Below are 25,601 nucleotides of genomic sequence, written 5' to 3'. Positions count from 1 at the left end.
CTGATCGTGCCGGTGGCCATGGAAGAGAAGCTGCGCTTCGCCATCCGCGAGGGCGGCCGCACCGTCGGCGCCGGCGTCGTCGCCGCCATCAACGACTGAACCTGTACGGTCCGGGGCGGCGTCACGCGCCGCTCCGCCTCTCCCGCGCCGGCCTCCGACTCGACGGAGGCCGGCGTTGCTGTTTCGGGTCGCCGGTCAGTCTCACCGGAGCCGCCGCGCGGCGCTCGGCGCGCTGGATCCCGGATCAGGGTCCGCTCTCGCTCCACCCATGCGGGAAAGGGGCAGCGCAGGACCGAGCGCCATCCCTGTCCCGGGCGCATGCGGCGCCAGCGGAACGGGTCCCGGGACCCGGCGGCAGGAGGCGCCGCGAAAGCGGCTCTCCTGCGCCTCCGATCAGCCCTATGCGTCGGGTAACCCCTTGCAAGCCGGGCCGCGATGAGGCATTGGGCGGTGCGCTAGGAGTGTAGCTCAACTGGTCAGAGCGCCGGTCTCCAAAACCGGAGGTTGCGGGTTCGAGTCCCTCCACTCCTGCCAGACATTCAGCCCGATCCCGCGCGGTGGCCCGGTCGACAAGCCGGGGGAGTTGCGCTAGAGCGGGCGCAATCCGAGATCTGAAGCGACCGTCGGTGCGGGCCCATCCGGGTCCTCGGCGCCGACATTCGCATTCCCGGATGCGGTCTCTGCCTCGGGGCCGAACACGCACAGACACTGGCACCATGGCATCGAACGAAGCGACCAAGAAGGTGGACCTGGTGCGCGGCGCAGCCCGCGGCCCCGCGAATCCGCCGCCGGCCCGGCCGGCGACGCCGGCTCGCGCGCCGCAGAAGCGCGCCACGCCCGGCGAGTTCTTCGCGCAGGTCCGCGACGAGGCCCGCAAGGTGACGTGGCCGACCCGCCGGGAGACCACGATCACGACGATCATGGTCTTCGTGATGGTCGTGGCCGCAAGCCTGTTCTTCACGGTCGTGGACCAGGCCCTGCGCTTCGTGGTCGGCCTGATCCTGGGCGTCTGAATCGGAGGCGTCTGAGGGCGGCTCGCCGTCGATCGGGGGAGGCCCCGCGGACTTGTCGGAGTTGAACGGAACCGTGTCGAAGCGCTGGTATATCGTCCACGCCTACTCGAACTTCGAGAACAAGGTCGCCCAGTCCATCAAGGACCAGGCGGCCCAGCGCGGGCTGACCGAGCTGTTCGACGAGGTGATGGTCCCGACCGAGAAGGTCGTGGAGGTGCGCCGCGGCCGGAAGGTCGATGCCGAGCGCAAGTTCTTCCCCGGCTACGTCCTGGTGAAGTGCGACCTCACCGACGAGGTCTACCACCTCATCAAGAACACCCCGAAGGTCACGGGCTTCCTCGGCGCCGACAAGTCGAAGCCGGTTCCGATCCCCGACGCCGAGGCCGAGCGGATCAAGGGTCAGGTCGCCGAGGGCGTCGACCGGCCGAAGCCCTCGATTTCCTTCGAGATCGGCGAGACCGTCCGGGTCGCCGATGGCCCGTTCGCCAGCTTCAACGGCACCGTCGAGGAGATCGACGACGCCCGCTCCCGCCTCAAGGTGGCCGTGTCGATCTTCGGCCGCGCCACTCCGGTGGAGCTCGAATACGCCCAGGTCGAGAAGGCCTGAGCCTCCTGAATTCGGCGGCCCCGAGGCCGCCGCGTCATTCCGGCCGTCCCTGAGCGACGGCCGCGAACTTGCCCCATCCTCCTGAGGCTGGGGCATCATCCGCGGGAGATCCGCCCGGCCTCGCCTCCGGGATTCACGGCTCGCACCGCGACCTGCAACCGTCCGACCCGCCGCGCTTCAGGCCGCGTGGGGGCGGATTCTCATTGGGAGCAGTCCCATGGCGAAGAAGATCACGGGCTACGTGAAGCTTCAGGTCCCGGCCGGCGCAGCGAACCCGTCGCCGCCGATCGGTCCCGCGCTCGGTCAGCGCGGCCTCAACATCATGGAATTTTGCAAGGCCTTCAACGCGAAGACCGCGCAAATGGAGAAGGGCACCCCCATCCCGGTGATCATCACCGCGTATCAGGACCGCTCCTTCACCTTCGAGATGAAGCAGCCCCCGGTCACCTTCTTCCTGAAGAAGGCCGTCGGCCTGAAGATCGGCAAGAAGCCGGCCTCCGGCTCGAAGACCCCCGGCAAGGGCCCGACCGTCGGCAAGATCTCCGAGGCGCAGCTGCGCGAGATCGCCGAGAAGAAGATGCCCGACCTCAACTGCGACTCGATCGAGTCGGCCGTTGCCATGATCCGCGGCTCCGCCCGGGCCATGGGCCTCGAAGTCACGGCCTGAGGGAGGACATCATGGCTAAGGAAGGCAAGCGCATCCGCGCCGCCCGCGAGGGCATCGAGGTCACCAAGCTCTATCCCCTCGACGAGGCGATCAAGCTGGTGAAGGAGCGGGCCACCGCGAAGTTCGACGAGACCGTCGAGGTCTCGATGAATCTCGGCGTCGATCCCCGTCACGCGGACCAGATGGTCCGCGGCGTCTGCAACCTGCCGAACGGCTCCGGCCGGACGGTGCGCGTGGCGGTCTTCGCCCGCGGCGCCAAGGCGGACGACGCCAAGGCCGCGGGTGCCGACATCGTCGGCGCCGAGGATCTCCTGGAGATCGTGCAGAGCGGCAAGATCGAGTTCGATCGCTGCATCGCGACCCCCGACATGATGCCGCTGGTCGGCCGTCTCGGTAAGGTGCTGGGCCCGCGCGGCCTGATGCCGAACCCGAAGGTCGGCACCGTCACCATGGACGTTAAGGGTGCCGTGGCCGGCGCCAAGGGCGGCTCCGTGGAGTTCCGCGTCGAGAAGGCCGGTATCGTCCATGCCGGCGTCGGCAAGGTCTCGTTCGACGCCGACAAGCTGGTCGAGAACATCAAGGCCTTCGCGGACGCGGTCGCCAAGGCCAAGCCCGCCGGCGCCAAGGGCACCTACGTCCAGCGCATCGCCGTCACCTCGACGATGGGCCCCGGCGTGAAGGTCGAGCCGAACACCGTGCTCACCGCCTGACGCAAGGCGAATCGTCCACGCTGCGCAGCGCCCGGCCGGAAACGGCCGGGCGTTTTCTGTTGCGGGGGCGACAATGGAGCGGCCGTCCGGGACCCGGCCACCGCTTGCCGCAGAGCGGCACCATGTCCCTCACGCCATTCTTAACTCCGGAGGGGGGCGCCAACGGGCACGGCTGTGCTAGATATCCCATCATGCGATGCACCCTGACGGTCACCTCGAAGCGACGCATCCTGTGCGTCTTTCCCGCCTACACGCCGTCCTTCGGGACATTCTCCCATGCCTACCCGCTGATGGGCGGGGTGAAGGCGTTCATGCCGCCGCAGGGGCTGCTGCTGATCGCGGCCTACATGCCGGAGGCGTGGGAATGCCGGTTCATCGATGAGAATATCCGCCGCGCGGGTCCGGCCGATTTCGCCTGGGCGGACGCGGTTTTCGTCTCCGGCATGCACATCCAGGAGCCGCAGATCCACGACATCCGCGACCGCGCTCACGCGGCCGGCAAGGTCACGGTGCTGGGCGGCCCCTCCGTCTCGGGTGCGCCCGAGAAGTATCGCGATTTCGACTACCTCCATATCGGCGAGATCGGCGATGCCACCGATCAGCTCGTCGCGCGCCTCGACGCCGACCTCACGCCGCCGCCTGCCCAGATCGTGCTGGAGACGAAGGACCGCCTCGCCCTCGCGGACTTCCCAGCCCCGGCCTACGAGGCGGCGCCGCTCAAGCGCTACCTGATCGGCTCCCTGCAATTCTCGTCGGGCTGTCCCTATCGCTGCGAGTTCTGCGACATCCCGCAGCTCTACGGCCGCCAGCCGCGCCTGAAGAGTCCGGAGCAGATGTGCGCCGAACTCGACGCCATCATCAGCCAGCCGGGCCATCCGGCGGTGGTCTACTTCGTCGACGACAATTTCATCGGCAATCGCAAGGCGACCCGCGAGATGCTGCCGCATCTCGTCGAATGGCAGAAGAAGAACAACTACCCGCTGCAGTTCGCCTGCGAGGCGACGCTGAACATGGCCAAGCAGCCCGAGATCCTCGAGCTGATGCGGCAGGCGAACTTCATGACGGTGTTCGTCGGCATCGAGACGCCGGAGGCGGAGGCGCTCAAGGGCATCGACAAGACCCACAACGCCGCAGTGCCAATGTACGAGGCGATCGAGACCCTCAATTCCTACGGGCTCGAGGTGACCTCGGGCATCATCCTAGGTCTCGATTCCGACACCGACAAATCCGAGCAGAACCTGATCGACTTCATCGACCGCTCGGCGATTCCGGTCCTGACCATCAACCTGCTCCAGGCCCTGCCCAAGACCCCGCTCTGGGACCGGCTGGAGCGCGAAGGCCGGCTCCTCCACGATGCCAGCCTGGAATCGAACGTCCTGTTCAAGCGCCCCCACGATTCCGTGGTCAGCAGCTGGCGGCGGGCGATCGCGCATGCCTACGATCCGGAGAGGATCTTCGAGCGTTTCAAGCACCAATGCGCGGTGACCTATCCGAACCGGATCACCACGCCGACCGCCGGCAAGCTGACCTTCACCAACCTGCGCCGGGGTCTGATCCTCGGCTTCAACATCATCACCCGGGTCGGGATCTTCTCGGATTATCGCAAGCCGTTCTGGAGCGCGGCCGGGTACGCGCTGAAGCGGGGGCAGATCGAGGCCGTGTTCAACATGGGCTTCGTCGCCCACCACCTGATCCGCTTCACCCGCGAGGCCCTGCGCGGCGAGCACAACGCCTCCTTCTACGCCGCCAAGGCCGCGGAGGCGAAGGAAGCCCGCGAACGGAGCTGGTGGGAGGCCGCAAGGCGCAAACTGGTGCCCGAGCGCGAGGCGGCGTAGTTTGGATCCCGCATGCGACGACCTGCGGACCGGCCTCGAGGTTCGGCAGGCCATCGGCTGGCCGGAGGTGCGGCCGGTGCGACGGACATGCCAGTCTTGACCTCATCCTGAGTTGCGGGAGCGCAGCGGAGGCCTCGAAGGAGGCCTCTATGGGTCGCAGCGGGTTCTGGAGCCCTCCTTCGAGGCCGCTGAAGCGCGCACCTCAGGATGAGGTGGAGGATTGGGTATCGGCCGGTCTTGACCGACGCGCGTTCGAGATCGCGCTGTCGGAGAGGTCATCGAGCGGCGGACACAGCCGCGGGCCGCGCCTGAACCGCTTACCCATGCGTCTCGGGCTCTTCTCCTGCGCAAGTCCTTGCCTGCGGCGGAAAAGTCGCGCTTCGGCCCTTGGCAGGCGGCTTGCCAGGCTCTATACACCGCGCCTCACGCATTTCATCCTCACGGAAGGAGAACGGCCAATCGGCCGGTTTCCGCTCGAAATGTCGCCCGGGCAACCGGGTGGCAAAGGCCGGCAGGATCCAGGGGGCGACGAGCCCCGCGGAGCCTTGTCCGGCCATGTCCTGTCCGAGACTGCAGGTGCCGGTTCGCCGGCTTAATCCGCCAGCCTGCACAGACGGGGAAGACCGAATTCGAAAAGCCTCGCCCCGGCCCCCGGCTGCGGAGAGGTGTCGGTTTGAACCAACTCGCCCGAGGCGGCCTCCAGGGGTGCGCACGGGGACAGGGCCGCGAAGCGTCGTTCGGACGTTCCCGGTCTTACGGCCGAGATCACGTCCGGGCGGCATGTGCAACCGGCGGACCCGACACCGGGTTCCGCCAACCGGAGAGAGCCCAGTGGACCGGACAGCTAAAGCTGATCTCGTCTCGACGCTCAACGGCGTGTTCAATCAGAGCGCCGTCGTCGTCGTGGCCCACTACAAGGGCCTCACGGTCGCCGACATGCAGAAGCTGCGTTCGCAGATGAAGCAGGCTGGCGCCACCGTGAAGGTCGCCAAGAACAGCCTCGCCGGCATCGCACTCGATGGCACGGACGTCGCCTCCATCAAGCCGCTCCTGAAGGGCCCGACCCTGCTCGCCTATTCCGGCGACCCGGTCGCTGCCGCCAAGGTCGCGGTGGATTTCGCCAAGGTCAACGACAAGCTCGTGATCCTCGGCGGCGCGATGGGGAAGACCGCCCTGAACCCGGACGGCGTGAAGGCTCTCGCCTCGCTCCCGTCCCTCGACGAACTGCGCGCCAAGATCGTGGGCCTCGTACAGGCGCCCGCGACGAAGATCGCTCAGGTCGTCAACGCGCCGGCGGCCAAGCTCGCCCGCGTGTTCGGGGCCTATGCCAAGAAGGACGAGGCCGCCTGAGGCCCTTCAAAAATCACCTGTTCGAACCGATATCTGAGAGGAATTGAAAATGGCTGATCTTGCCAAGCTCGTCGACGACCTGTCCTCGCTGACCGTGCTCGAGGCCGCTGACCTGGCCAAGATGCTCGAAGAGAAGTGGGGCGTCTCGGCCGCCGCTGCCGTCGCCGTCGCTGCCGGCCCGGCCGCCGGTGGCGCCGCCGCCGCCGTCGAGGAGCAGACCGAGTTCACGGTTGTCCTGGCTTCCGCCGGCGACAAGAAGATCGAGGTCATCAAGGAGGTCCGCGCGATCACCGGCCTGGGCCTCAAGGAAGCCAAGGACCTGGTCGAGGGCGCGCCGAAGCCGGTCAAGGAAGGCGTCGCCAAGGACGAGGCCGAGAAGCTCAAGGCTCAGCTCGAGAAGGCTGGCGCCAAGGTCGAGCTCAAGTAAGTCGACGATGGGCCGGGACCGGCCCATCACCCCACGAAGGTCCGTTTCGGGCCTGTCGTGACCGGAGCCCGCGGGTGTTGCACCCGCGGGCTTTAGGCCGCTTCGGCGGATGGTCCCGAAAGGGGCTGGCGAGACATTCGGTTCGGTGGCGCGGCCCGGCGGGGCGCGCGTTGCGGCCCGGTGCGGGAGGTCCCTGTCGGGAACGCTTCCCCGGGCGAGAGGTACGCGGGTAGGAGCGAGGTCACATGGCCAACACGCTGGTCGGTCGCAAGCGCATTCGGAAGTTCTTCGGCAAGATCAAGGAAGTTGCCGAGATGCCGAACCTCATCGAGGTTCAGAAGGCGTCCTACGACCAGTTCCTGATGGTCGACGAGCCCGAAGGCGGGCGCGGCGACGAGGGACTGCAGAGCGTGTTCAAGTCGGTGTTCCCGATCTCCGACTTCGCCGCCACGGCCCTTCTCGAATTCGTGCGCTACACGTTCGAGGCGCCCAAATACGACGTGGACGAGTGCCGCCAGCGCGGCATCACCTTCGCGGCGCCGCTGAAGGTGACGCTCCGCCTCATCGTGTTCGATGTCGATCCCGACACCCAGGCGAAGTCGGTGAAGGACATCAAGGAGCAGGACGTCTACATGGGCGACATGCCCCTGATGACGGAGAACGGCACCTTCATCGTCAACGGCACCGAGCGCGTCATCGTCTCGCAGATGCACCGCTCGCCGGGCGTGTTCTTTGACCACGACAAGGGCAAGACCCACTCGTCGGGCAAGCTCCTGTTCGCCGCCCGCATCATCCCCTACCGGGGCTCCTGGCTCGACGTCGAGTTCGACGCCAAGGACATCGTGCATGTCCGCATCGACCGGAAGCGCAAGCTGCCGGCGACGTCGCTGCTCTATGCCCTCGGGCTCGACGGCGAGGAGATCCTGTCGACCTTCTACAACAGGGTCGTCTACGACCGGGACGGCGCCGATTGGCGCGTGCCGTTCGATGCCGAGCGCATGAAGGGCATGAAGGCCACCGTCGACCTGATCGACGCCGATTCCGGCGAGGTCGTGCTCGAGGCGGGCAAGAAGCTCAACGCCCGCAACGCCCGCCAGATCACCGAGAAGGGCACCAAGTTCCTCAAGGCGACCGACGAGGATCTCGTCGGCCAGTACATCGCCGAGGATCTGGTCAATGCGCAGACCGGCGAGATCTGGGCCGAGGCCGGCGAGGAGATCACCGACAAGCTCCTGAAGAGCCTGGAGGAGGTCGGAATCACCGAGCTGCCGGTGCTCGACATCGACCACGTCAACGTCGGTCCCTACATCCGCAACACGCTGGCGGTGGACAAGAATTCCAGCCGCGAGGGCGCGCTGTTCGACATCTACCGGGTCATGCGCCCGGGCGAGCCGCCGACCCTCGAGACCGCCGAGGCGATGTTCCACTCGCTGTTCTTCGATTCCGAGCGCTACGACCTCTCGGCTGTCGGCCGCGTGAAGATGAACATGCGCCTCGATCTCGACGCCGCCGACACGGTCCGCACCCTCCGCAAGGAGGACATGCTGGCGGTGGTCAAGGCGCTCGTGGAGCTGCGCGACGGCAAGGGTGAGGTCGACGACATCGACCACCTCGGCAACCGCCGCGTCCGCTCGGTGGGCGAGCTCATGGAGAACCAGTACCGCCTAGGCCTCCTGCGCATGGAGCGCGCCATCCGCGAGCGCATGAGCCAGGTCGACATCGACACGGTCATGCCGCAGGACCTGATCAACGCGAAGCCCGCGGCCGCGGCCGTACGCGAGTTCTTCGGCTCGTCGCAGCTCTCGCAGTTCATGGATCAGACCAACCCGCTCTCCGAGGTGACGCACAAGCGCCGCCTCTCGGCGCTCGGCCCGGGCGGTCTGACCCGCGAGCGTGCCGGCTTCGAGGTGCGCGACGTGCACCCGACCCATTACGGCCGCATCTGCCCGATCGAGACGCCGGAAGGCCCGAACATCGGCCTGATCAACTCGCTCGCCACCTTCGCGCGGGTGAACAAGTACGGCTTCATCGAGACCCCGTTCCGCCGCGTCCGCGACGGCGTGGTCACCGACGAGGTCGCCTACCTGTCGGCCATGGAGGAGGCGAAGTACTATGTCGCCCAGGCCAACGCCCAGATGGACGAGAACAAGAAGCTGACGGAGGACCTCGTGGTCTGCCGTCGGGCCGGCGACGTGATCGTCGTCGGGCCTGAGCGCGTCGACCTCATGGACGTCTCGCCCAAGCAGCTCGTCTCGGTCGCCGCGGCTTTGATCCCGTTCCTCGAGAACGACGACGCCAACCGCGCGCTCATGGGCTCGAACATGCAGCGCCAGGCGGTGCCGCTGGTCCGCGCCGACGCCCCGTTCGTGGGCACCGGCATGGAGGCGGTGGTCGCCCGCGATTCCGGCGCCGCCATCGCGGCCCGCCGTGCGGGCATCATCGACCAGGTGGACGCCACCCGTATCGTCATCCGCGCCACCGAGGAGGCCGACGCCAACAAGCCGGGCGTCGACATCTACCGCCTGCAGAAGTTCCAGCGCTCCAACCAGTCGACCTGCATCACGCAGAAGCCGCTGGTCCGCGTCGGCGAGTTCGTGAAGAAGGGTGAGATCATCGCCGACGGTCCCTCGACCGAGTTCGGTGAGCTGGCGCTCGGCCGGAACGTGCTCGTCGCGTTCATGCCGTGGAACGGCTACAACTTCGAGGACTCGATCCTGCTCTCCGAGCGGATCGTGAAGGATGACGTGTTCACCTCGATCCACATCGAGGAATTCGAGGTGATGGCCCGCGACACCAAGCTCGGGCCGGAGGAGATCACCCGCGACATCCCGAACGTTTCGGAAGAAGCGCTCAAGAACCTCGACGAGGCCGGCATCGTCTATATCGGCGCCGAGGTGAACGCCGGCGACATCCTCGTCGGCAAGATCACCCCGAAGGGCGAGAGCCCGATGACGCCGGAGGAGAAGCTGCTCCGCGCCATCTTCGGCGAGAAGGCCTCGGACGTGCGCGACACCTCCCTGCGGGTGCCGCCGGGCGTCACCGGCACGATCGTCGAGGTCCGGGTGTTCAACCGCCACGGCGTCGACAAGGACGAGCGCGCCCAGGCGATCGAGCGCGAGGAGATCGAGCGGCTCGCCAAGGACCGCGACGACGAGCAGGCGATCCTCGACCGCAACACCTACGCCCGTCTGGCGGACGTGCTGATCGGTCAGGCGCCGGTGGCCGGCCCGAAGGGCTTCAAGAAGGACACGACGCTCACCCGCGAGCTGATCAACGACTATCCGCGCTCGCAATGGTGGCAGTTCGCCGTCATCGAGGACCGTCTCATGACCGAGATGGAGGCGATGCAGAAGCAGTACGACGAGTCGAAGAAGCGCCTCGAGCAGCGCTTCCTCGACAAGGTCGAGAAGCTGCAGCGCGGTGACGAGCTGCCGCCCGGCGTCATGAAGATGGTCAAGGTCTTCGTGGCGGTGAAGCGCAAGATCCAGCCGGGCGACAAGATGGCCGGCCGTCACGGCAACAAGGGTGTCGTGTCGCGGATCGTGCCGATCGAGGACATGCCGTTCCTGGAGGACGGGACGCATGCCGACATCGTGCTCAACCCGCTGGGCGTGCCCTCGCGCATGAATGTCGGCCAGATCCTGGAGACGCACCTGGGCTGGGCGGCTGCGGGCCTGGGTCGCAAGGTGTCGAAGGCGGTGGACGCCTATCTGAAGACGCAGGACATCGCGCCGCTGCGGGAGGAGATGACGGCGATCTACTCCCCGGGCGAGCTCGACGGCCTGACGGACGAGGAGCTGGCCGAGGCCGGCAACAACGTCCGCCGCGGCGTGCCGATGGCCACGCCGGTCTTCAACGGCGCCAAGGAGGCCGACATCGAGCAGATGCTGGAGATGGCCGGTCTCGACCGCTCGGCGCAGTCGACGCTCTATGACGGGCGGACCGGCGAGCCCTTCGACCGCAAGGTCACGATGGGCTACATCTACATGCTGAAGCTGCACCACCTCGTGGACGACAAGATCCACGCCCGGTCGATCGGCCCGTACTCGCTCGTCACCCAGCAGCCGCTGGGCGGCAAGGCGCAGTTCGGTGGTCAGCGCTTCGGCGAGATGGAGGTCTGGGCGCTGGAGGCCTACGGCGCGGCCTACACGCTGCAGGAGATGCTCACGGTGAAGTCGGACGACGTGGCCGGCCGCACCAAGGTCTACGAGGCGATCGTCCGCGGCGACGACACGTTCGAGGCCGGCATCCCTGAGAGCTTCAACGTGCTCGTCAAGGAGATGCGCTCGCTCGGCCTCAACGTCGAGCTGACGTCTTCGAAGAAGGCCGCGAACGACCAGCTGGAGCCGCCGGCGGACGCGGCCGAGTAAGCCAAGAAAGCCACACCTCCCGTGGCGGCGGTTGCCCGCCGCCACGGTCGAGCGGGAAGGGGAGGGGCCTTCCGTGTTTGACGACGGTGAGCAGCGCCCGTGCGGGGTGCGGCGCCGGACCTTTTTCAGGACGCGGTGGCCCGGCGCGGGGCTGCCGGCGTCAACAAGGAGCGGATCATGAACCAAGAGGTCATGAACCTTTTCAACCAGCAGGCCACGCCGGTCAGCTTTGACCAGATCAAGATCTCGATCTCGTCCCCGGAGAAGATCCTCTCCTGGTCGTACGGCGAGATCAAGAAGCCAGAGACGATCAACTACCGGACCTTCAAGCCCGAGCGTGACGGCCTGTTCTGCGCGCGCATCTTCGGACCGATCAAGGATTACGAGTGCTTGTGCGGCAAGTACAAGCGCATGAAGTACAAGGGCGTCATCTGCGAGAAGTGCGGCGTCGAGGTCACCCTCGCGCGCGTCCGGCGCGACCGCATGGGCCATATCGAGCTGGCCGCCCCCGTCGCGCATATCTGGTTTCTGAAGTCGCTGCCCTCGCGCATCGGCCTGCTGCTCGACATGGCGCTCAAGGACCTCGAGCGGATCCTGTACTTCGAGTCGTACTGCGTCATCGAGCCGGGCCTCACCCCCCTGAAGGAGCGTCAGCTCCTGTCGGAGGAGGAGTACCTGCGCGCGCAGGAGGAGTACGGTGAGGATAGCTTCACCGCCATGATCGGCGCCGAGGCCATCCGGCGCATCCTGCAGGAACTCGACCTCGACAAGATCGCCAACGATCTGCGCGAGGAGATCGCGGTCACGACGTCGGAGCTGAAGCCCAAGAAGCTCCTGAAGCGGCTCAAGATCATCGAGGCGTTCCAGCAGTCGGGCAACAAGCCCGAGTGGATGATCCTCACGGTCGTGCCGGTGATCCCGCCGGACCTGCGCCCGCTGGTCCCGCTGGACGGCGGCCGCTTCGCGACCTCCGACCTGAACGACCTGTATCGCCGCGTCATCAACCGCAACAACCGCCTGAAGCGGCTGATCGAGCTGCGCGCCCCCGACATCATCATCCGCAACGAGAAGCGGATGCTGCAGGAGGCCGTCGACGCCCTGTTCGACAACGGCCGCCGCGGCCGCGTCATCACGGGCGCCAACAAGCGCCCGCTGAAGTCGCTCGCCGACATGCTGAAGGGCAAGCAGGGCCGGTTCCGCCAGAACCTGCTCGGCAAGCGCGTCGACTATTCGGGCCGCTCGGTCATCGTGGTCGGCCCGGAGCTGAAGCTGCACCAGTGCGGCCTGCCCAAGAAGATGGCTTTGGAGCTGTTCAAGCCGTTCATCTACGCGCGCCTCGACGCCAAGGGGTTCTCGGCCACCGTCAAGCAGGCCAAGAAGCTGGTCGAGAAGGAGAAGCCGGAGGTCTGGGACATCCTCGATGAGGTGATCCGCGAGCACCCGGTCATGCTGAACCGCGCGCCGACGCTCCACCGCCTCGGCATCCAGGCCTTCGAGCCGAAGCTGATCGAGGGCAAGGCGATCCAGCTGCACCCGCTGGTCTGCGCCGCGTTCAACGCCGACTTCGACGGCGACCAGATGGCCGTGCACGTCCCGCTGTCGCTCGAGGCGCAGCTGGAAGCGCGCGTGCTGATGATGTCGACCAACAACATCCTGCACCCGGCCAACGGTCAGCCGATCATCGTGCCGTCGCAGGACATCGTGCTCGGCCTCTACTACCTGTCGATCGTGGCCGAGGGGGCGCCGGGCGAGTTCAAGCCGGGCAACACCAAGAACCCGATGCAGGGCGTCTACGGCGACATGGGCGAACTGGAGCACGCGCTCGCCGCCAAGGCCGTGTCGCTGCACACCAAGATCAAGTGGCGCTGGACCGGCATCGGCCCGGACAATCAGCCCCTGACCAAGACCTACGAGACCACTCCGGGCCGGGTCATCCTGTCCGGCGCCCTGCCGAAGCACGCCAAGGTGCCCTTCGACGTCGTCAACAAGCTGATGACCAAGAAGGAGATCTCGGCGATGATCGACACCGTCTACCGCCACTGCGGTCAGAAGGAGTCGGTGATCTTCTGCGACCGGATCATGGCGCTCGGCTTCAACCACGCGTTCAAGGCCGGCATCTCCTTCGGCAAGGACGACATGGTCGTGCCGGAGAACAAGTGGTCGATCGTCGACACGACCCGCGCGCTCGTGAAGGATTACGAGCAGCAGTACAACGACGGCCTGATCACCCAGGGCGAGAAGTACAACAAGGTGGTCGATGCCTGGGCCAAGTGCTCGGACAAGCTGGCCGCCGAGATGATGGGCCGGATCTCCGCCGTCCAGAAGGACGAGCACGGGGCCGACAAGCAGGTCAACTCGATCTACATGATGAGCCACTCGGGTGCCCGTGGCTCGCCTGCCCAGATGAAGCAGCTCGCGGCGATGCGCGGCCTCATGGCCAAGCCGTCGGGCGAGATCATCGAGACCCCGATCATCTCGAACTTCAAGGAAGGCCTGGACGTTCTGGAGTACTTCAACTCCACGCACGGTGCCCGTAAGGGCCTGGCCGACACCGCCCTGAAGACCGCCAACTCCGGCTACCTGACCCGCCGCCTCGTCGACGTGGCCCAGGACGCCGTGATCCGCGAGGTCGATTGCGGCACGACCAACGGCATCAAGATGCGCGCCATCGTGGATGCCGGCCAGGTCGTGGCGACGCTCGCCACCCGCATCCTGGGCCGCGCCACGGCCGAGGATCTCGTGGCCGCGGACGGCACGGTGATCGTCAAGACCGGCGAGACCATCGAGGAGCGGCACCTGCCGGCGATCAACGCTGCCGGCATCCAGGAGGTGAAGATCCGCTCGGTGCTGGTCTGCGCCACCAAGAGCGGCGTCTGCGCCACCTGCTACGGGCGCGACCTCGCCCGCGGCACGCCCGTCAACATGGGCGAGGCCGTCGGCGTCATCGCGGCACAGTCGATCGGCGAGCCGGGCACGCAGCTCACGATGCGCACCTTCCACATCGGTGGTGCGGCCCAGATCGCCGACTCGTCGTTCATCGAGTCGAGCTTCGAGGGCACGATCAAGATCCGCAACCGCGCGATCGCCAAGAACTCCGATGGCGATCTGATCGCCACCGGCCGCAACGTGGCGGTGGTGGTCGTCGGGTCGGACGGGGTCGAGCGGGCGGTCCACCGCCTGCAATACGGCGCCAAGCTCCGGGTCGACGAGGGTGACAAGATCAAGCGCGGGCAGCGGATCGCCGAGTGGGATCCCTACACCCGTCCGATCCTCACCGAGGTCGACGGCATCGTGGCCTACGAGGATCTGGTCGACGGCCAGTCCATGACCGAGACCACCGACGAGTCGACCGGCATCGCCAAGCGCGTTGTCGTCGACTGGCGCGGTTCGGCCCGGACCTCGGACCTCAAGCCCGCGATGGTCGTGGTCGATCGTGACGGCAAGGCGCTCAAGCTGCCCCGCGGCTCGGACGCCCGCTACTTCCTGCCGGTCGACGCCATCATCGGCTTCGATCCGGGAGCGAAGGTCAATGCCGGCGACATCCTCGCCCGCGTCTCGACCGACTCGGCCAAGACCCGCGACATCACCGGCGGTCTGCCGCGGGTGGCGGAGCTGTTCGAGGCACGGCGCCCGAAGGACGCGGCGATCATCGCCGAGAAGTCGGGCACCATCGCGTTCGGCCGCGACTACAAGAACAAGCGTCGGCTCACGCTGACGCCGCATGACGGCTCGGAGGCGGTCGAGTACCTGATCCCGAAGGGCAAGCACATCCACCTGCAGGACGGGGACGTGGTCGAGCTCGGCGATTACATCGTCGACGGTAACCCCGCTCCGCACGACATCCTGGCGATCAAGGGCGTGGAGGAACTCGCGGCCTACCTCGTCAACGAGATCCAGGAGGTCTACCGGCTGCAGGGCGTGTCGATCAACGACAAGCACATCGAGGTGATCGTCCGGCAGATGCTGCAGAAGGTCGAAGTGACCGATGGCGGCGACTCGGACATCCTCTCTGGTGACCAGATCGATCGGACCGAGCTGACCGAGTTCAACGAGAAGCTCCTTGCCGAGGGCAAGAAGCCGATTCAGGGCGTTCCGGTCCTGCTCGGCATCACCAAGGCGTCGCTGCAGACGAAGTCGTTCATCTCGGCGGCCTCGTTCCAGGAGACCACCCGCGTCCTCACCGAGGCGGCGGTCAACGGCAAGGTCGACACCCTGGAAGGCCTGAAGGAGAACGTGATCGTCGGGTCGCTGATCCCGGCCGGCACCGGCTCGATGGTGGCGGATATCCGCTCCATCGCCCGCCGCCGCGATGCGATGATCCTGCAGCAGAAGCAGACCGAGAGCGGCGCGATGCCGGTCGAGGAGTTGCCGCCCGCCGCCGCCGAGTGAAGCGACGGGCAGGATTGAGATGAGAGAGGGCGGCCTTCGGGCCGCCCTTTTTCTTTGCGGCGTTCCGTTTCCAATACGGCCGTCCTCGCGAGCGGAGCGAAGCATTCCAGGGCGGCGCCACGCTTCCTGACGTCCCGCTGCCCTGGGTCACTTCGCCCCGTTCGTGATGACGGAGAGGGAAGCGTCAACCGCAGCGTTCAACCCGGAACCGTATCAGGACACGCGCAACCATCCGGCCTTAACCACGGCTCAACCATGCCGCGCGATAAATCCTGCGCGGCCGCAGAAACACCCTGGAAACGGGGAGGATCGGGCCGGTTCGGGTGCGTGAGTGCGGGTCTGGCGTCGTGGGCACGAGACGAGGACGGGAATCGAGCCTGCGCTGGCTCTCGGCGGCGCTGACGCCCTGGATGGCCGGACTCGGCCTTCTGGTGTCGTTCACCGCCGATGCCGGCACGGAGAACGCCATCGGCGCGAGCCGGCTCGGGGTGATCGACGCCCAGACCGTACCCCCCTTGCCGCCCGGCACCCTGCTGATCGGATCCGCCCTGCGCCCCCTCGGCGACGAGCCGCCTCAGGCGGTGTTCAAGACCGGTGCCCATGTCTTCCCGGTGGTGCAGCGGGGCGGCAAGGGCAATCCCGCCCGGCCGCCGGCCGAGAGCTTCGCGCGGCGGGCCGCGAACCTGCGGGAGGCGGGCGGCGCCTTGGTCTTCGGCGACGTCACCGGGAGCGTCACCGGCGTGCTGACCCAGGGGGCTGCCGTCTGGGATCCGGATTCCGAGCCGGAGGCCACCTTCATCCCCGTGCCCGATCTCGGTCTGACCACCGGCGCCGGCACCGCCGCCTCCACGGGCGAGGGGACAGCCGATCTCACCGAGGATGGCGGTCCCGAGCGCATCGACGGCTCGACGCCGCCGGTGCCCCGGGCCATCGCCCTATCCTCCACGACGCCCGCGCCAGCGGATGCGATCCCGGTCGAGATCGCCGCAGCCAGCCTCGCGCTCCCCGATTTCGCGCTCCGCACCGAGCGCCCGGACAGCGCCCAGCCGGTCCCCGAGGATGCCCGCCGGCGCTACGCCGACCTGATCGACCCGAATGCCCTCGACAAGGAGCAGCGCTGCCTGTCGGAGGCGGTCTATTTCGAGGCCCGGAGCGAGCCCGAGGCGGGCCAGGCCGCCGTGGCCCAGGTGGTGCTCAATCGCGTGAAGAGCGGCCTCTACCCGGCGAGCGTCTGCGGCGTCGTCTACCAGAACCGGCACCATTACATGGGCTGCCAATTCTCCTTCGCCTGCGAGGGCAAGTCCCTGCGCATCACCGATGCCGGCGCCTGGGAATCGGCGACCCGGATCGCCCGCTCGGTGATCGAGGGCCGGACCTACCTCGCCGAGGTCGGCGCCGCGACCCACTACCATGCCGACTACGTGCGTCCGGGCTGGGCGCGCCGGCTGCGCAAGATGGACGTGATCGGCCGGCACATCTTCTACCAGCTGCGGGCCGGGCAGACCTGAGGCGGGTCTGGCCTGACTTCATAAAAGAGAGTGGCAAAAATCAGAACAATGCTACCTAGGTAGGCGACGCCTAAGCAGTCGAAACCAAGGGTTAATTTTACCTTCGTTCCTGATAATGCTTGCGCGCCGGGCAACGAGTCTGGCCTCTGGTACGTCGAGACGAGCGCCGCGTCCGCGCCGCGTCTCGTAGTAATGCGTATCAGAGGACTTCCATGACCGCGCCGGTCGCTCGCACCGCCCTCCTCGCCGCCGCTCTCGGCGGCGTGCTTCTCGCCGCTCCCGCCCAGGCCGGCGGCTGCTACGGCTCCGAATGCTATCGCCGCGTCGTCACGCCGCCGGTCTACGACACGGTTCAGGAGAACGTGCTGGTGCGGCCGCCCCGCACCATCTACCGCACCACGCCGCCGGTCTACGACACGGTGTCCGAGCGCGTGATGGTCTCGCCCGGCGGCCGCTACTGGCAGACGAGCCGCGGCCCCGGCGGCGAACTGATCGGTTGCTGGGTGACGACGCCGCCGCGCTTCGCGGTGCGCACCCGGACCGTGCTGGTCCGCCCGGCGCAGACGATCCCCGAGACGATCCCGCCGGAATATGCCAGCGTGAGCCGTCGCGTGCTCGTGGCGCCCGCCCGGGCCGGCTGGGCGCCGATCGGCGGCGGTTACGGCTACCGGCCTGCCGCTTATGGCGGGCCGCTGGTCGGCTCGATCCCGGATGCCCTCGGCATCACCGGGGCCAGCGCGTCGGATATCGGCGTCGGCCTCGGCTTCTACACGGGCAGCCGGTACGAGGGCTACTGATCCGCCCCCCGGCGGCTTGATTCCGGACGTCCCGGCCACACCTCACCGCGCAACACGGGAGGTGACGATGGGGACGTTCAAGGCCTGGGTGGTCGAGAAGAACGAGGCCGGCCAGAGCCTCGCCTTCCGGGATTTCGACGACGCCGACCTCATGGACGGCGACGTCACCGTGCGGGTGACGCACTCGACCCTGAACTACAAGGACGGCCTCGCGCTCACCGGCACGTCGCCGGTGGTGCGCCGCTTCCCCATGATCCCCGGGATCGACTTCTCGGGGGTCGTCGAGACGTCGGATCACCCGGATTACAAGCCGGGCGATGCAGTCGTGCTCACCGGCTGGGGCGTCGGCGAGACGCATCTCGGGGCCTATGCCCAGCGCGCCCGGGTCAAGGGCGATTGGCTGGTGCCGCTCCCCGAAGGGCTGACGCCCGGGCAGGCCATGGCGGTCGGCACTGCGGGTTATACCGCGATGCTGTGCTGCATGGCGCTCGATGCCCATGGGGTGAAGCCGGAGCACGGGCCGGTCATCGTCACCGGTGCCTCCGGCGGCGTCGGCTCGGTCGCCGTGGCGCTCCTCGCCCGAGCGGGCTGGCATGTGATCGCCTCGACGGGCCGGGACGGCGAGTCCGAGTACCTGAAGGGGCTCGGCGCGGCCGAGATCCTCGACCGGGCCGAGCTGTCGAAGCCCGGCAGGCCGCTCGGCAAGGAGCGCTGGGCGGCGGGCGTCGACGCGGTCGGCTCCACCACGCTCGCCAACGTCCTCGCCATGACCAAGGCCGACGGCGCCGTCGCCGCCTGCGGGCTGGCGCAGGGCATGGACCTGCCGACGTCCGTGGCGCCCTTCATCCTGCGCGGCGTCTCGCTCCTCGGCATCAACAGCGTCACCACCCCGCAGCCGAAGCGTCGCGAGGCCTGGGCGCGGCTCGCGCGGGACCTCGATCTCGGCAAGCTCGCCGCCATGACCAGCACGGTCGGCCTGGCGGAGGTCGGCCGGCTTGGGGAGGCGATCCTGGCCGGGAAGGTGCGGGGGCGAACCGTGGTGGACGTGGGTTAGCGCGGGCGGCTTCAGGAGCCCGGCCGATCCTGCTCCGTCAGGCCGTCGCCGGCGGATTTTCGCGGCATGGCGGGAACCTTTGCCGTATCTCGCGTGTTGATGTTTTCATGAGCGTTGCATTCGTCAAAGAGCCCGAGGGCGGGGAAGCGTTCGAGAACCTTCCGGACCGCCCGATCTCGCCCCACCCCAACTTCGTCACGCCCGAGGGGCTCGCCCAGATCGAGGCCGAGGTCGCGCGCCTGGAGAAGGAGGTCGCCTCCCTAGATCCGACCGACAAGGCCGAGGATTCCCGGATCGGGCGCGATCTGCGCTACTGGGCGGCCCGGAAGAACACCGCGCAGGTGGTGGAGCCCAGGGGCGGTGATACCGTCCAGTTCGGCTCGACCGTCACGGTGGTGCGCGAGGAAGATTCCGGCAAGGAGACCCGACAGACCTTCCGGATCGTCGGCGAGGACGAGGCCGACCCGCACAAGGGTTCGATCTCCTACGTCGCCCCGCTTGCCCGGGCGATCACCGGCAAGACGATCGGCGACGTGGTCGAGGTGAACGGCCACGAGGTCGAGGTCGTCGAGATCCGCTGAGCCGGGTCACCGACCCTCGAAGCGCGGCCGCAGGGGCAGGATCGCCTCGGCGACATGCTCCATGAAGGCCCGGACCCGGGCCGCGTGGCGCAGGTCCGGATGCGTCAGCAGCCATAGACCGACGCCGAGTTCCGGATGCGGACCCGATAGCCGTCGCAGCGCCGGATCGGGGTCGGCCCCGAAGCAGGGCAACGGGCCGATCCCGATCCCGGCGGCCACCGCCGCGTCGAGGCCCGTCACCGTGTTGATCCGCAGCGCGATCCGTTCGGGTGCCGCCCGCGCCTCCACGAAGCGCGCCAGCAGGCCGCCCGCCACCGTCGCGGCGGGGCTGATCCAGGTCTCCAGGGCAAGGTCGCCATAGTCCCGACCGGCTTGGCCGTAGACGGCCCAGGCGATTCCGCTGAGCCGCCGTCCCACGAGTGTCTCATTCGGGTCGCGGCTCGCGCGGATCGCCACGTCGGCATCGCGGCGGGACAGATTCAGCGCCTCCTCGGCCAGGATCAGGTTGAGGTTGATCTTCGGATACCGGGCGCGGAAGCCCATGAGGATCGGCATGAGCAGGCCGGTCGCGAAGTTGGCCGGTGCGGTCACCCGCAATTCGCCGGACGGCGTTTCCCCCAGACCCGCCACCGAGCGCGCGAAACCCGTCACGTCCGTCTCGATCCGTGTCGCCGCCTCAATCATCGCCCGGCCGGCCGCCGTCGGCACGTAGCCGGTGCGCAAACGCTCGAACAGGCGGACGTCGAGATGCGCCTCCAGCGCGCCCAGGCGCCGGAAGGCGGTTGACGGATTGATTCCCAGATCCTCTGCGGCCGCCGTCAGGCCGGCCCGGTCAGCCACCGCCTTGACGAAACGGAACGCATCCCAGTCGAGCGCCACGCCGTGATCCTTGCGTCAATGCAAGACCATTCTTGCATCCGAAGGCATTCTTGCAAGATCCAAAACGCGCCATGGGTAGGCACCGCGCCGCCGGATGATTCGGCAGGCCACCCAAGACCCCTGATGGAGATCGTCACATGGCCAAGGTTCTGGTGCTGTACTACTCGACCTACGGACACGTGGAGCAGATGGCCTATGCCGTTGCCGAAGGCGCCCGCGAGACCGGGGCCGAGGTCGTCGTGAAGCGTGTGCCGGAGCTGGTCCCGGAGGAGGTCGCCCGGCAGAGCCACTTCAAGCTCGATCAGGCGGCGCCGATCGCCACCGTCGACGAGCTGGCTCAGTACGACGCGATCATCTTCGGCACGCCGACCCGCTACGGCAACATGGCCTCGCAGATGAAGCAGTTCATCGACCAGACCGGCGGGCTCTGGATGAAGGGCGCGCTGGTCGGCAAGGTCGGCTCGGTCTTCACCTCCACGGCCTCGCAGCACGGCGGCCAGGAGACGACGCTGACGAGCTTCCACACGGTGCTGTTCCACCACGGCATGGTGGTGGTCGGCCTGCCCTACAGCTTCCAGGGCCAGGCCGGCGTCGAGGCGGTCAAGGGCAACACCCCCTACGGTGCCAGCACGATCGCGGACGGAGACGGATCCCGTCAGCCGAGTGCCGTCGAGCTGGACGGCGCCCGTTTCCAGGGCCGCCACGTGGCGGGCATTGCCGCCAAGCTGGCGCGAGACTGAGCAGCCAAGAAAAAAGGCTCGGATTGCTCCGAGCCTGAAAGGAAAAAGGCCATTGGGGGCTGAGAAGGCCTTCGTGATCAATAAACGGGTCAGCGCGAAGTCTGTTCCGCTGCCGGCGAAAAATTCTCCGGCCTCAGCGTGGCGCGGCTGCCCGGGCGAGGCGGTCGCGGATCGCCTCCCCGAGGCCGGCCTCGGGAATCGGCGCCACCGCGATGGTCTCGGCCCCTGAGGCATCGAGGTCGCGCAGGGCGCCGAACAGCCGGGCAGCGGCCTCCGCGGGGTCGCCCGCCGGGCTCAGGTTCAGCCTCGCCCGCGCGGTCTCGTGACCGGCCGGGAGGTGGGACCCGAACAGCAGAACCGCCTCGCCGGGCTCGATCCGCGTTGCGTCCAGGCGGACCCGCGCCCGCGGAGCGTAATGTGAGGCGAGCATACCAGGCCCCGCCGGCCGGTCGGCATCCGCCGCCTCCGGAGCCGCTGGGTCGAGGCCGAGCACGTCCCGGAGCGCCGCTCGGGTGATGCCGCCTGGCCGCAGCAGACGCGGCGTGCCGCCGAGGCAGGCCACCACGGTCGATTCGACGCCCACCGGGGTGTCTCCGCCGTCGAGCACGGCGGCGATCCGGCCGGCGAGATCGTCGAGGACGTGGGCGGCCCGGGTCGGGCTCACCCGCCCCGAGCGGTTGGCCGAGGGTGCGGCGACCGGCCGCCCAACCTGCGCGAGGAGGGCCTGCGCGAGCCGATGGGCCGGCACCCGCAAGGCGAGGCTGGGTAGGCCGGCGCGGGCGAGGTCGCAGACCCGTGTGCCGGGATGCGCCGGAACGACCAAGGTCAGCGGACCCGGCCAGAAGGCCTCGGCGAGGCGGCGCGCCTGCGCGTCGAACACCCCCTCGGCCAGGGCCGCCTCCGCACAGGCCAGATGCGCGATCAGCGGGTTGAAGCGCGGCCGCGCCTTGGCGGCGAAGATGCCCGTCACCGCGGCGGGGTCGGTGGCATCCGCCCCGAGGCCGTAGACGGTCTCGGTGGGGAAGGCCACGAGGCGTCCTGCCCGCAGGAGGGCGGCGGCCTCCGCGACGCCGCCGGCATCGGGGGGAAGCCGCCGGGTCGCGGCCGGGACCGTTGACCCGGGATCATTCATGCGGGAAGCCGTCTCCGAGGTAATGGCGGCGCGCGCGCCGCGCGCCTATCCTCGCCCGCCCTAGCGCCGGTGCGCGGGCGCGGTCAAACCCGCCCCGGATCGAACGAGCGGGCGGGCCGCAACACGGGAGGATCGTATGAGTTACCGCGCCCCGGTCCCCGAGATGCTCTTCACGCTCCGGCACGTGGCCGGGCTCGATTCGGTCGATCCCGACGACGCCGAGGCGATCCTGACCGAGGCCGGGCGGATCGCCGCCGGCGTGATCGCGCCGCTCAACCGGGTCGGCGATCGCCACGGCACCCCGTTCACGGACGGGCACGTCACCACGCCGCCCGGCTGGCGCGAGGCCTATCGCACCTTCACGGAGGGCGGCTGGAACGGGCTCTCGGCCGAGGCCGATCACGGCGGCCAGGGCCTGCCGAAGCTGATCGAGGCCGCCTGCACCGAAATGTGGAACGGCGCCAACCTCGCCTTCGGCCTCTGCCCGCTCCTGACCCAGGGCGGCATCGAGGCGCTCGCGGCCCACGGCTCGGACGACCTGAAGGCCCGCTACCTCGCGAAGCTGGTCTCGGGCGAATGGCCCGCCACCATGAACCTGACCGAGCCGCAGGCGGGCTCCGACCTCGCGCTGCTGCGGACCCGGGCGGTGCCGGCCGGCGACGGCACCTACCGGATCACCGGCAACAAGATCTACATCACCTACGGCGAGCACGACCTCGCCGAGAACATCGTCCACCTCGTCCTGGCCCGGCTGCCCGACGCGCCGGCGGGCACGCGCGGCATCTCCCTGTTCCTGGTGCCGAAGGTGCTGCCCGACGGCACCCGCAACGACCTGCGCTGCTCCGGAATCGAGCACAAGCTCGGCATCCACGCCTCGCCGACCTGCTCCATGGCCTTCGGCGACAATGGCGGCGCCACCGGCTGGCTGATCGGCCAGGAGAACAGGGGCCTCGCCTGCATGTTCACGATGATGAACGCCGCTCGGCTCAATGTCGGCCTGCAGGGCGTCGGCGTTGCCGAGGCCGCGACCCAGCGGGCGCTCGCCTACGCGCAGGAGCGTCGCCAGGGCAAGGCCATGGGAGCCGCCGAGGCGACGAGCCCGATCGTCGCGCATCCGGACGTGCAGCGCATGCTGCTCACCATGAAGGCGTCCACGGCGGCCGCCCGCGCCATCTGCTACCTCACCGCTGCGGCCCTCGATGCGTCGAAGCGGCCGGAGGGGCAGGCTGCCCTGGACCGCGCCTCCCTGCTGACCCCGGTGGCGAAGGCCTTCGCGACGGACCTCGCCAACGAGGTGACCTCGCTGGGCGTGCAGGTCCATGGCGGCATGGGCTTCGTGGAGGAGACCGGCGCGGCGCAGCTCATGCGGGACGCCCGCATCCTGGGCATCTACGAGGGCACCAACGGCATCCAGGCCATCGACCTCACCGCCCGCAAGCTGCCCTTGAACGGCGGCGGCACCGTGCGGTCGCAGATCGCCTGGATGCGCCAGGCCGCGGAGGGGCTGCTCAAGGCCGGCGATCCCGCCTTCGGTCACATGGCGGCGCGGCTGCGGGATGGGGTCGGCAGCCTCGACCGGGCGACGAGCCACCAGCTCACCGCGTTGACCTCGAACCGTCCCGAGGCGGCCTTGGCGGGGGCGACGCCGTATCTGCGCCTGTTCGGCTTGGCTCTCGGAGGCGCCTGCCTCGCCCGAAGCGCGCTCGCCGCGAGCGCCGCGCTGAAGGCCGGCGAGACGGACCCGGCGCATGCCGCCCGCATCGCCCTCGCGCGCTTCTACGCCGAGAATCTGCTGACCGCGGCCGGGGGCCTGGAGCAGACTGTCGTGACGGGCGGCGCCTTCACGGACGATGCCGCGCTAGCGCTGGCGGTTTGAGGAGCGGATCATGGCCGACACTGTCGCGATCGACGACCTCCAGGGCGGCGTCCGCCTGATCACCCTGAACCGTCCCGAGAAGAAGAACGCGCTCACCGGCGTCATGTATGACGCCATGCGGGAAGGCTTGGCCGAGGCCGACGCGTCGGACGCGATCGGCGCCGTGGTCTTCGCCGGGCAGCCCGGCATGTTCAGCGCCGGCAACGACCTGGCCGACTTCATGGGTCATGCCGGGGACGGGTTCAGCGCCTCGCCGGCCCTCGCCTTCATCCGCCAGCTCGCCCGGACCCGCACCCCGATGGTGGCGGCGGTCGACGGGATCGCGGTGGGCATCGGCGCGACGCTCTGCCTGCATTGCGATCTCGTCTACGCGAGCCCGGCGGCGCGGCTGCGGATGCCCTTCGTGGAACTCGGCCTCGTGCCCGAGGCGGCGTCGAGCTACCTGCTGCCCCTGCGGGTCGGCCGGCTCAAGGCGACCGAGCTGCTGCTCCTGTCGCGGCCGCTCGAGGCCGACGAGGCGCAGGCGCTCGGCCTCGTCAACGCGGTGCTGCCGGCCGACATGCTGGTGGAGCAGGCGGTCGCGCAGGCGACGCGCCTCGCCGCTCTGCCGCGTGGGGCGCTGGCGGCGTCGCGGGCGCTGATCCGGGGCGACCAGGCGCAGGTCGAGGCGGCCCTGGAGGCGGAGGCCAAGGCCTTCGACGTACAGTTGCGCTCGTCCGAATCCCAGGACCGGCTCGCCGCCTTCCTGTCGCGGTCGAAGCCCGCGTCCTCGGCGTGAGCCCACCGGACCTCTCCCAGAAGATCTGCCTCGTGGCGGGCGCCTCGCGGGGCGTCGGCCGGGGACTGGCCCGGGCGCTGGGGGAGGCGGGGGCCACCGTGATCGTCACCGCCCGCTCCAGCGAGACCGGCCCGCGCACGGAGATGCGGTCCGAGGCGATCGAGGACACCGCCCGGCTGGTCGATTCCGCCGGCGGGCGCGGGCACCATTACCTCTGCGACCACCGCTCCGAGCGCGCCACCGATACTCTGGTGCACTGGATGCTGCGCCGCTTCGGACGGATCGACGTCGCGGCCTGCAGCGTCTGGGGCGGGAACGAGGGCTACGACGGCGAGCGCTACCCGGACGGCGCCGGCTGGGGCACGCCGTTCTGGCGTCGCTCGGCTGAGCCCTATCTCGGCCTCCTCGAAGCCGGGCCGCTGCCGGCCCTGCTGCTCGCCCGTGCGGTAGCCCCCGCCATGGTGGCGGCGCGCGCCGGCTTGCTCGCGCTCGTCTCCTTCGGGACCGAGGAGTATCTCGGCGACGTGTTCTACGATTCCGCCAAGGCCGCCACCAACCGGCTGACCCTGGCCTTCGCCCGGGAACTCGCGCCCCACGGGGTCACCGCGCTCGGACTCTCGCCGGGCTTCGTTGCCACCGAGCGGGCGCGCGATCTCGGTCAGGCGCAGCACGCCACCGAGAGCCCGCTCTATGCCGGCCGGGCACTGGCCGCCCTGGCCGCCGACCCCGCAATCGCCGCCCGGGCCGGTACCGTGCTGCATGCCGGCGACCTCGCTCCGATCTACGGTTTCACCGACGCCGATGGAACGCAACCGGAGCGGTTTCGACTCGGGCCGTGACGGCTTCTAGCGCCGCCTGGCGGACGTGACCCGCAGCGTCGCGGCGGAC

The 25,601-nt window shown here is 68.7% G+C and carries 19 protein-coding genes, 1 tRNA gene and 1 pseudogene; 19 read left to right on the top strand and 2 right to left on the bottom strand.

All coding sequences use genetic code 11. The features are described from left to right. The 15 genes and pseudogenes from CIW48_RS20510 to greA form a co-directional block, all read left to right on the top strand. Nucleotides 1-99: pseudogene (locus CIW48_RS20510) on the top strand (elongation factor Tu); the annotation flags it as partial. 358 nt (nucleotides 100-457) lie between these two features. After that, nucleotides 458-534, top strand: a tRNA-Trp gene (locus tag CIW48_RS20505). Between the two features lie 182 nt (nucleotides 535-716). Next, on the top strand, nucleotides 717-1,013 hold the full coding sequence (gene secE, locus CIW48_RS20500; protein ID WP_012320779.1) for a preprotein translocase subunit SecE: 297 nt from the start codon (nucleotides 717-719) through the stop codon (nucleotides 1,011-1,013). Nucleotides 1,014-1,086: 73 nt separating this feature from the next. Beyond that, nucleotides 1,087-1,620, top strand: a complete 534-nt coding sequence (gene nusG / locus CIW48_RS20495) for a transcription termination/antitermination protein NusG (RefSeq protein WP_012320778.1) — start codon at nucleotides 1,087-1,089, stop codon at nucleotides 1,618-1,620. Between the two features lie 217 nt (nucleotides 1,621-1,837). Next, on the top strand, nucleotides 1,838-2,287 hold the full coding sequence (gene rplK / locus CIW48_RS20490; protein ID WP_043385646.1) for a 50S ribosomal protein L11: 450 nt from the start codon (nucleotides 1,838-1,840) through the stop codon (nucleotides 2,285-2,287). An 11-nt stretch (nucleotides 2,288-2,298) separates the two neighbouring features. Next, nucleotides 2,299-2,997 carry a 50S ribosomal protein L1 gene (gene rplA / locus CIW48_RS20485; RefSeq protein ID WP_043348287.1) on the top strand — a complete coding sequence of 233 codons (699 nt, stop codon included), beginning with the start codon at nucleotides 2,299-2,301 and terminating at the stop codon, nucleotides 2,995-2,997. A 191-nt stretch (nucleotides 2,998-3,188) separates the two neighbouring features. Beyond that, nucleotides 3,189-4,832: a B12-binding domain-containing radical SAM protein gene (locus CIW48_RS20480; RefSeq protein WP_149312415.1), complete on the top strand. Its 1,644-nt coding sequence runs from the start codon at nucleotides 3,189-3,191 to the stop codon at nucleotides 4,830-4,832. A gap of 831 nt (nucleotides 4,833-5,663) precedes the next feature. Further along, nucleotides 5,664-6,182, top strand: coding sequence for a 50S ribosomal protein L10 (gene rplJ, locus CIW48_RS20475; protein WP_091786833.1), 519 nt, complete (start codon nucleotides 5,664-5,666; stop codon nucleotides 6,180-6,182). A 49-nt stretch (nucleotides 6,183-6,231) separates the two neighbouring features. Next, nucleotides 6,232-6,609: a 50S ribosomal protein L7/L12 gene (gene rplL, locus CIW48_RS20470; RefSeq protein WP_056526337.1), complete on the top strand. Its 378-nt coding sequence runs from the start codon at nucleotides 6,232-6,234 to the stop codon at nucleotides 6,607-6,609. A gap of 245 nt (nucleotides 6,610-6,854) precedes the next feature. Next, nucleotides 6,855-10,979, top strand: a complete 4,125-nt coding sequence (gene rpoB / locus CIW48_RS20465) for a DNA-directed RNA polymerase subunit beta (protein WP_149312414.1) — start codon at nucleotides 6,855-6,857, stop codon at nucleotides 10,977-10,979. Between the two features lie 177 nt (nucleotides 10,980-11,156). Beyond that, complete coding sequence (gene rpoC / locus CIW48_RS20460) at nucleotides 11,157-15,368, top strand: DNA-directed RNA polymerase subunit beta' (RefSeq protein WP_149312413.1); 4,212 nt, start codon at nucleotides 11,157-11,159, stop codon at nucleotides 15,366-15,368. A gap of 410 nt (nucleotides 15,369-15,778) precedes the next feature. Further along, nucleotides 15,779-16,876 carry a cell wall hydrolase gene (locus CIW48_RS20455; protein WP_149312418.1) on the top strand — a complete coding sequence of 366 codons (1,098 nt, stop codon included), beginning with the start codon at nucleotides 15,779-15,781 and terminating at the stop codon, nucleotides 16,874-16,876. A gap of 212 nt (nucleotides 16,877-17,088) precedes the next feature. Continuing rightward, complete coding sequence (locus CIW48_RS20450) at nucleotides 17,089-17,673, top strand: hypothetical protein (protein WP_149312412.1); 585 nt, start codon at nucleotides 17,089-17,091, stop codon at nucleotides 17,671-17,673. Nucleotides 17,674-17,740: 67 nt separating this feature from the next. Next, a complete protein-coding gene (locus tag CIW48_RS20445) occupies nucleotides 17,741-18,727 on the top strand; it encodes an MDR family oxidoreductase (RefSeq protein ID WP_149312411.1) in 987 nt (328 codons plus the stop codon). 107 nt (nucleotides 18,728-18,834) lie between these two features. Next, nucleotides 18,835-19,308: a transcription elongation factor GreA gene (gene greA, locus CIW48_RS20440; RefSeq protein ID WP_149312410.1), complete on the top strand. Its 474-nt coding sequence runs from the start codon at nucleotides 18,835-18,837 to the stop codon at nucleotides 19,306-19,308. Nucleotides 19,309-19,314: 6 nt separating this feature from the next. Here greA and CIW48_RS20435 read toward each other — a convergent pair whose 3' ends face one another. Further along, nucleotides 19,315-20,187: a LysR family transcriptional regulator gene (locus tag CIW48_RS20435; RefSeq protein ID WP_149312409.1), complete on the bottom strand. Its 873-nt coding sequence runs from the start codon at nucleotides 20,185-20,187 to the stop codon at nucleotides 19,315-19,317. A 137-nt stretch (nucleotides 20,188-20,324) separates the two neighbouring features. Between CIW48_RS20435 and wrbA the strand changes: the two genes are divergently transcribed. Continuing rightward, the gene (gene wrbA, locus CIW48_RS20430; RefSeq protein ID WP_091786857.1) at nucleotides 20,325-20,927 is read left to right on the top strand and encodes an NAD(P)H:quinone oxidoreductase; all 603 of its coding nucleotides are present in this window, start codon (nucleotides 20,325-20,327) and stop codon (nucleotides 20,925-20,927) included. A gap of 133 nt (nucleotides 20,928-21,060) precedes the next feature. Here wrbA and CIW48_RS20425 read toward each other — a convergent pair whose 3' ends face one another. Then, nucleotides 21,061-22,059, bottom strand: a complete 999-nt coding sequence (locus CIW48_RS20425) for an L-threonylcarbamoyladenylate synthase (protein ID WP_149312408.1) — start codon at nucleotides 22,057-22,059, stop codon at nucleotides 21,061-21,063. Nucleotides 22,060-22,195: 136 nt separating this feature from the next. Between CIW48_RS20425 and CIW48_RS20420 the strand changes: the two genes are divergently transcribed. From CIW48_RS20420 to CIW48_RS20410, 3 genes are read left to right on the top strand one after another with little or no spacing between them, the layout of a single operon-like run. Further along, a complete protein-coding gene (locus tag CIW48_RS20420) occupies nucleotides 22,196-23,935 on the top strand; it encodes an acyl-CoA dehydrogenase (RefSeq protein ID WP_149312407.1) in 1,740 nt (579 codons plus the stop codon). Nucleotides 23,936-23,945: 10 nt separating this feature from the next. Continuing rightward, nucleotides 23,946-24,713 (top strand): enoyl-CoA hydratase-related protein, encoded by a 768-nt coding sequence (locus CIW48_RS20415; protein WP_149312406.1) that lies wholly within the window; start codon nucleotides 23,946-23,948, stop codon nucleotides 24,711-24,713. Between the two features lie 32 nt (nucleotides 24,714-24,745). After that, nucleotides 24,746-25,552: an SDR family NAD(P)-dependent oxidoreductase gene (locus CIW48_RS20410; protein ID WP_149312417.1), complete on the top strand. Its 807-nt coding sequence runs from the start codon at nucleotides 24,746-24,748 to the stop codon at nucleotides 25,550-25,552. Nucleotides 25,553-25,601 lie beyond the last annotated feature (49 nt).

Source organism: Methylobacterium sp. P1-11, from assembly GCF_008329595.1.
Taxonomy (GTDB): Bacteria; Pseudomonadota; Alphaproteobacteria; order Rhizobiales; family Beijerinckiaceae; genus Methylobacterium.
The sequence above is the reverse complement of the archived record's forward strand: the minus strand, read 5'-3'. Positions and strand labels throughout refer to the sequence as shown.